At 65.2% G+C, this 1,100-nt stretch carries 1 protein-coding gene and 1 pseudogene; both read right to left on the bottom strand.

From position 1 onward, the window contains the following. Nucleotides 1-704, bottom strand: a 704-nt coding sequence (locus CAPSK01_RS02755) for a patatin-like phospholipase family protein (protein ID WP_273702978.1), incomplete at its 3' end; no start/stop codon positions are given. A gap of 12 nt (nt 705-716) precedes the next feature. Beyond that, nucleotides 717-1,100: pseudogene (locus CAPSK01_RS02750) on the bottom strand (glutamate--cysteine ligase); the annotation flags it as partial.

Raw genomic sequence — 1,100 nt, 5'->3', positions numbered from 1 at the left:
TCGAGCGTGGCGACCATCAGTGCCTGCAGCGCCGGGTTGTTGTACGGGCTGACGCCGCCATCGACGAACAGGCCTTCCTGCCCGATACTGCCCTGGCCAGCAGCGATGGTCAGCTTTTCGGGGTCGAAATACGACGGCGCAGCGGTCGAGGCGCGAACGACCTGCCACAGCGGGTAGTCGCCATTGCCGATACGTCCCTTGCCGTCGCCGTGGAAATAGCGGCCGCGCGGGTTGTTCATCAGCGGCCACGGGCTGCCGGAGTCGAGCCGCTTGGTGACGACGACGAGGCCGGTCAGCAGGCGATCACTGCCCAGGGTCGTGTCGGCGCCATAGACGCGCTGCAGCTCCTTGCTCAGCGTGCCGGCGTCGTATTTGGCGCGCAGCACGCCTTGGCGGAACAGGCTCTTCGCGAAGACCTTGCTGCCGAGCTGACGGTACTCGGCGAGCACTTCGGCGACACGCATTCCCTTGGCCAGCGCGGCGGCGATGATCGCGCCGGTAGAGGTGCCGGCGATCAGGTCGAAGTAGTGCGCCAGGCGAAAGTCGTCGCCAGCGCGATGCCGCTCGGCGAGCATTTGCTCGATGCGTTCGAGAATGCCCAGCGTGAGAATGCCGCGCAAGCCGCCGCCGTCGAGCGCGAGGATGCGCTTCGGCAGACCGTCGGCGGCAAGATGCTGGTCGCGGGTTCGAATCGTATAGCTCATGCAGCCCTCCACTCATATCGGCCACTCATGCACGGGCATGAGGTGGCGCTGGTGGTCGAGATAATCGGCGGTCAGCCGGAAGAAGTCATGGTGTTTCCGGTAATGGGCGAGTTGCCAGACAGCGCCGTTGCGGCGGCTGCGCAAGCGGCCGGCAATCACCTCCAGGTAGCGCCGGATATCCGCGGCCGCCAGATCGAGCTGCTCCAGACCGGCGCGCGCCAGTGGCAACAGCACCTGTTCGAGCAACTCGCAGGCAGGTATGTGCTGTCCGTTGAGCCACCTCAGTTGCGCGTTGAAACCGTCCCGCGCGGCACGGTAGAAATTGTCCTGAGCGATGGTGAAAGGCAGTTGTGATTCGGGCGGAAGGTCCTGTCTTGCAAGCATTCGTACGGCGCC

Source organism: Candidatus Accumulibacter vicinus, from assembly GCF_000584955.1.
In the GTDB taxonomy this organism is placed as follows: Bacteria; Pseudomonadota; Gammaproteobacteria; order Burkholderiales; family Rhodocyclaceae; genus Accumulibacter; species Accumulibacter vicinus.
Note: the sequence above shows the minus strand (reverse complement) of the source record. Positions and strands in the feature narration are given on the sequence as shown.